2 protein-coding genes are annotated in these 6722 nt (G+C 42.8%); both read left to right on the top strand.

All coding sequences use genetic code 11. From position 1 onward, the window contains the following. The first annotated feature begins 429 nt into the window (after nt 1–429). Complete coding sequence (locus QUA13_RS23650) at nt 430–6168, top strand: alpha-2-macroglobulin family protein (RefSeq protein WP_333202455.1); 5739 nt, start codon at nt 430–432, stop codon at nt 6166–6168. A 102-nt stretch (nt 6169–6270) separates the two neighbouring features. Next, nucleotides 6271–6606, top strand: coding sequence for an HNH endonuclease (locus QUA13_RS23655; protein ID WP_333202457.1), 336 nt, complete (start codon nt 6271–6273; stop codon nt 6604–6606). Nucleotides 6607–6722 lie beyond the last annotated feature (116 nt).

Below are 6722 nucleotides of genomic sequence, written 5' to 3' on the forward strand. Positions count from 1 at the left end.
CTACAACCCCAAGATACTTGTTTCCAGAAACTACCGGGTTCCCACCTCATTAAGAAACAATACAAAATCCTTACCCTTATAAAATTGTTAACTTTAATGATTGATATAGCCTTTCTCAGGTACATGAGGTCTGTACAGGGCTTACGCAACTGGCATACGAAAGTTAAACTGTAGGGTGCGTGGCTGTGCATTTTTTGAACGATGATTCAGAGTTTCGGGAACTGACGCACTTTACCAATTGTGACAATTGCGTCCAGGACTAATGTAATAAGGCTTGAAAGTCCCGATATTCAGAGAATCTCGTCTCTCTCATCTTTGTGAGAAAGCCTATATACTCCTGGCTGTGGTTGAGTTAAAAAATTAATAAATTTATCTGGAAACTCAATCGCGTCAACTGTAGATCAAGTATCCGTAAAAAAGATATCAATTATGAAATTTAAAAAATGGATAGGTGCGGTACTTGTCTTCACGCTCGCGCTGGCAATAACAACCTGTGGAGTCACGAATAAATCCTCAAAAATTGAGGCACTTCCCTCAGTTGCTCCCCTAAATTCTCCGCAACTGGTAGACTGGATTGAAGAAATTAGCCCTACTGGAAAAGCTGAACCTCTCAACCAAATTCGGATTCGGTTTAAAGAAGCATTAATTCCAGTTGCAAGCCTTGATAGTTCCAAACAGCAAAGTCAACTAAAACTATTTGAAATTCAACCTGCTATCCCCGGTAAATTTCGTTTTTTAACCCCGCGCATGGTCGGATTTCAACCCGAACAAGCATTACCCAAAGCTACTCGCATTCAAATCGCCATCAAAGCAGGTTTAACCGATTTAAAAAATCACCGCCTCGACAAAGATTTAGCTTGGACATTTAACACAGAACCCATCCAACTGTCAAATTTACCAACTTCTCAGCCAGAGAATTCAGAATTCCAACCCATTGAGTTAAAGCCTACACTGAAATTTACATCAAATGTAGAATTAGATTTAGCTTCAGTGCAAGAGCATTTGAAACTAATGCCAGAGGGACAGACAAAAACTGTGCCACTTAAAGTAGAGTTAGAAAAAGCAGAGACAAAATCAGAAGAACGGCAAACTCCAGAAGAAAAGTTCGACCCATCTGTTCGCGCTTTTAATTATACTATAGTTCCCCAACAAACACTAGAAAAGTCCACTCAGTACCGCCTACAATTTGACTCTGGCTTGCTACCACTTCGCGGCAATCTTCCCAGCGAAACACCATTCGTCAGTCAGGTACAAACTTATTCGCCCTTGGCATTTCAAGCTCTTAAATTTTTGGGACAACCCGATGCTGGCGGTGCTTATGGGCGGTTCGTAAAAGGCAGCGGTCAGTTACAATTTAATAACGGTATTGTCGCCGATTCAGCGCAGGAAAATATCACCGTTAATCCCCCACCTAAAAAATCTCCTACACTTGTTCAAGCCTATGACAATGAACCCTTGATTAGTCTCAACCCTTGGAGTTTAGAACCAGCACAACAATATACTGTTACTATTGGTGCTAACCTTAAAGATAAATTCGGTCAAACCTTGGGTAAACCAGTCACATTGCAGTATGAAACAGGCGATGTCTCGGGCGAAATTTGGACACCGACAGGGTTAAATATTTTTCCCGCAGGTAAAGACTTACAACTAAATATTTCCACAGTAAATTTGCCAGAATCCCAGTACAAAGCAGCTTATAAGGTCGTTCTACCCACTGATTTAGTTTATACTGCTGACGCATATCCCAGGGGGGAGCGAAATGATTTACTTTCCAATCCTTCGGAGTGGCAAACTTTCCGAATTTCAGCTAAGAAAAATCAGACAAATAACATAACAGTTCCCTTACGAGAAAAGCTAGGTTCGGCAACAGGAATGCTTGCCTATGGAGTGCAAGCACGCACCAATCTTTACTCGTCGGATGAAAAGGGTAAACAGCAATGGCGAGAACCTGCCAATTATGGCTTAGTTCAGTTGACTAATTTGGGAGTATTTACGCAGTGGTTTCCAGAGTCAGGTTTAATTCGAGTACACCATCTCGATGACGGTTCTCCAGTAGCAGCATCAGTCGAGATTTATGAATCCCAATTAGAGGCAAAATCTAGCCCTCAACCTACTCCTTGTGCAACAGGTAAAACTGACAATAACGGTGCATTACTGCTAAGCCGTGAGAATTTAGAGAAGTGTATTCAATCTCGATCGGGCGGATTTGAAAAAGCACCAAAATTATTAGTCATTGCCCGCGAAAACAAAGACTGGGCATTTGCCAGAACAGAAGAATATAGCGGTGCTTATGGCTACGGCATTGAGGGAGACACTTGGAACAGTAACAAGCCCCAATCGCGCGGTACAATCTTCTCAGACAGACAACTTTATCAACCAGGAGAAAAAGCTTGGTTTACTGGAACTGCCTATTATCTTCAAAATGGAGTTATCAAGCAAGACAAAAATGCTAGTTATGCAGTCACGCTGCAAACTCCAAGCGGTACAAAAACTGATTTAGGCACTCATACAACTAATGATTTTGGCACATTTTCCCTCAAATTGCCCATCGACAGCAATCAACCTTTAGGCTACTATTCTATTCTAGCTAAAGGAGCAAGCGGAGCGGAAATTTCCGGTCAATTTCGGATTGCTGAATTCAAACCACCCAATTTTAAGGTAGATTTAAGCCTTAATAAAAAAATTGCACTGATTGACGATAAAATCGAGGCGAATGCTCAAAGTAATTATCTGTTTGGTTCGCCACTGGAAGGCGGAAAAGCCAAATATTATGTCACTCGCCGCCAAGCAGAATTTACCCCGAAAGGTTGGGAACAATTCGCCTTTGGGCGGCAGTGGTTTTGGCCAGAAGAAAGACCAAATGTTCCCACTGATGTACTGCAACAAAATGCCGTATTAGATGCTAGCGGTAAAGGAAATCAAACATTTACAGTCGCCAAAGATTTGCTCTATCCGATGAATTATCGAGTAGATATCGAAGTCTCGGATGTTTCAAATTTGTCTGTATCAGATTCTCAAACATTTACTGCTTTACCCAGTAACCGCCTAATTGGTTTGCAGACTAATTTCGTTGCCGATGCAGGTAAACCTTTACCCATTCAACTCATCGTTACCGATCCTACAGGAAAACTACTAGAAGGTCAAAAAGTCCGCGTTGAACTGCAAAAAATCAACTACAGCAGCGTCACTCAAGTAGTCGAAGGTAGTCGCAATTCTATCAATCAAATTGAATACAAAACAGTAGCAAAAACAGAGGTACAATCTGGCAGTAATCCTCAAACAATATTTCTCAATCCTCCTGAATCTGGTTCTTTTCGCATTCGAGCTAATTTTGCTGATGGTAATAATGAAGTAACTGCCACTGATTTACAGATTTGGGCAACAGGCGAAAATGTCGTAAGCTGGGGTAACAGATACGATAATAATCGTCTGGAAGTTAAACTCGATAAAAAAAGCTATCAACCAGGTGAAACGGCAACAGCTTTAATTCAATCACCTTATCCAGAAGCAGAGTTATACTTTGCAGTTGTCCGCGATAAAAATCTCTATCAAACTGTCACTCAAGTTAAGGGAGGTGCTCCTCAAATCCAGTTCCAAGTAACGCCAGAAATGTTGCCAAATGCAGCGGTAGAAGCTGTGCTAATCCGTCAAGGCAAGAGTTTAAAAGAGTTGGAACCTGGAAGTCTAGAACAACTGGTAAAAATTGGCTTTGCTCCTTTTCAAACCAGTTTAGATGCTAAATATTTGAAAGTCCAAGTCACTCCCCAGCAAACAGAATTACAACCCGGTGCAGAGGAAACGGTACAACTGCAATTGCAAGACAATCGAGGGAAGCCAATCAAGGGACAATTTACAGTTATGGTTGTCAATGAAGCCGTGCTGCAACTAACTGGATATCGCCCGCCAGATTTGGTAAAAACTGTCTATGCTGAACAGTCAATTTCTACCCGCTTCAACGATAATCGACAGAATGTAGTATTAGAAAATATCGCCTCACCGCTGGCAAAAGGTTGGGGTTATGGCGGTGGATTCTCTACAGGTGCAGCAAATACTCGCGTCCGCAAAGATTTTCAAGCTTTGGCTTACTACAATGGTTCTGTTGTTACAGATACTAATGGGAAAGCGAGTGTTAAATTCAAACTTCCTGACGACTTAACAACTTGGCGTGTGATGGCTGTTGCTACTGATGGCAATTTAGATTTTGGCGAGGGAGAGACAACATTTATTACCACTAAATCGCTGATTTCTCATCCTATTTTACCGCAGTTTGCGCGTCCCGGCGATCGCATCCAAGCTGGCTTATCTGTTACTAACAATACTCAGCAAAAAGGCAATCTGACAATTAACGGTCAAGTGGCCGGTGCTGTGAAATTTGAAGGTAATACCCCAATATCGGCGAATCTAAAAACTCAGGTTCAGTCGGGAACTCATGCTTATCGTTTCCCCATTTTGGCGAGTAATGCTGGTGACTCTAAAATTCAATTTACCACACAATTAAATGGCAACGTGGATGCGTTTGAAGTGCCTTTAGAGGTGAAATCTTTAGAAGTTACAGAAAATGTTGTGGAAACAGGGACAACTGTAAATCAGGTAAAAATTCCGCTGAAGGTCGATCGAAATGTGGTGTCAGGTGTCGGCGGTTTGGAGATTTCCCTAGCTAGTACATTGATACCAGAAATTATTGCACCGGCGAAACAAGTTTTGCAGGATGAACAATTACCATTTTTGGAACCAGTAGCTAGTCAGTTATTAATTGCAGCTAATTTGCAAACTCTTTCTCAAAAGTATGCTCAAAGTTTGAAAGATTTTAACCCAAGTAAAGCAGCGGCGATTGCACTTGAAAAACTATCAAAACTTCAGCAATCAGATGGCGGTTTTGCTTCTTATCCCGGACAAGCACAATCCAATCCATTTTTGACACCTTATACTGCAAGTGCGATCGCATCTGCATCTAAGGCTTTTCCCAATACAGTCAATGCTGGGATGCTGTCTCGCCTGACAGACTATTTAAAGAAAACTCTTGCTGACCCCGGACAATATGAGTTTTGCCAAAAGCAAATTTGCAAGAATCAGGTAAGGTTATCATCTCTGATTGCCTTAGCAAAATTAGGCGAAAAACGCAATGACTTTCTCGCAGATATCTATCAGCAGCGAAGTGAATATAATCCAGTCACTCAAATTGAGCTAGCCCGTTATCTATCGCAGTTCACAGACTGGCAAGATGAGTCTAAATTGCTGACTAACGAGTTGCAAAAAAACATCTATATCACTGGTCGTACAGCTACGGCTAATCTGCCTCAAAATTTAAGCTGGATAGCATCTCCTACCGCTATTCAATCTCAAGCTTTGCGACTATTTATCGCTCAAAAAAGCAAGGCATCAGATATCGATCGCTTACTGCAAAGTCTACTAAATCTACGGCGCGATGGCACTTGGCAAAGCACTTATGACAACTCAGAAGCACTTGCAGCTTTAGTAGATTACAGCGAAACTAAACCCACACCACCAAAGTTTCAAGCTACCGTAAAATTAGCGGGTAAAACGTTAGATTTAATTCAATTTGATGGCTACCGCAATCCCAGTCAATTTATTATTGTAGCTACAGATCAATTACCGCGCAATGGTGATTTAATCATTGAAAAATCTGGTCAAGGTACTATGCACTATGTAGTTAATTACGGCTATCGTTTGCAGGGAAATCAACCTGGACGCTTAAACGGGTTGCGAGTAGTGCGAAAAATTCGGTCAGCGGGTCAGGATAAAATGTTAGGAAAGCAGCAACTTTCTATTCCTCAACCGCTGACTTTGGGAGTTGGACAAGTGTTTGATATCGGTTTGGAAATTATCGCCGATCGTCCTGTGGATTGTGTGGTAATTACTGATCAATTACCTGCTGGTTTCGAGCCAATTGATAACAGTTTTCAAACCTCTACAAAGGCGGTAGAAGCTCAAGGTGATAGCTGGCAAATTGAGTATAAAACGATGTATCGCGATCGCGTTGTTGCCTATAGCGATCGCCTCGAACCCGGAGTCTACAGCCTCCACTACCTCGTCCGTTCCGTCACCCCCGGAACCTATCTCTGGCCGGGTGCGGAAGCTCATTTACAATACGCTCCCGAAGAATTTGGACGATCGGCTTCCTCTACCTTGATTGTGTCGGACAAGTAAATCAGCCGTTTCGCGATCGCTTTTATGCCCGGATGAGGCGGTATTCTAAGTAATGGCAACAAAAGCGATCGCCATATTTTAGAAAGATGAGCTTTTACTGCTATGGCTAAACCAAAGAGGTATCCCGACAATTGGCAACAGATTGCGCTCTCCGTGAAAGAAAGCGCTCTTTGGCGCTGCGCTAAATGCCGCCAACAGTGCCTCCGACCCGGCAAACAAAGCGGCTTAACCAAATCCGAACGCTGTGCCTTAACTTTGACCGTGCACCACCGCAACCGGATACCGGAGGACAACCGCCTCGAAAACTTAATAGCGTTGTGTACCGCCTGCCATTTGTCCTATCACAATCGCGGTCAGTCCAACGTATCGCCGGGGCAGTTGTCGCTGTTTCCAGATGATGCGATGAACTGGGAGATTGCGGAGTGCGATCGTTCATGAGTACGGGACAATTTATCATAATGTGGGGGTTTGAGGGAGCAGCCCTGTCAAGGTGTTCCTTATTTAGGCATTGTTCGTGAGTCTTGAACGGCAACGGTCGCTGGCGACAAGCTTGG

Source organism: Microcoleus sp. S28C3 (assembly GCF_036700785.1).
Classification (GTDB): domain Bacteria; phylum Cyanobacteriota; class Cyanobacteriia; order Cyanobacteriales; family Microcoleaceae; genus Microcoleus; species Microcoleus asticus.

Coding starts and splice junctions, on each gene's coding strand:
- QUA13_RS23650 (WP_333202455.1), top strand. CDS start 430: ATGAAATTTAAAAAATGGATAGGTGCGGTACTTGTCTTCACGCTCGCG.
- QUA13_RS23655 (WP_333202457.1), top strand. CDS start 6,271: ATGGCTAAACCAAAGAGGTATCCCGACAATTGGCAACAGATTGCGCTC.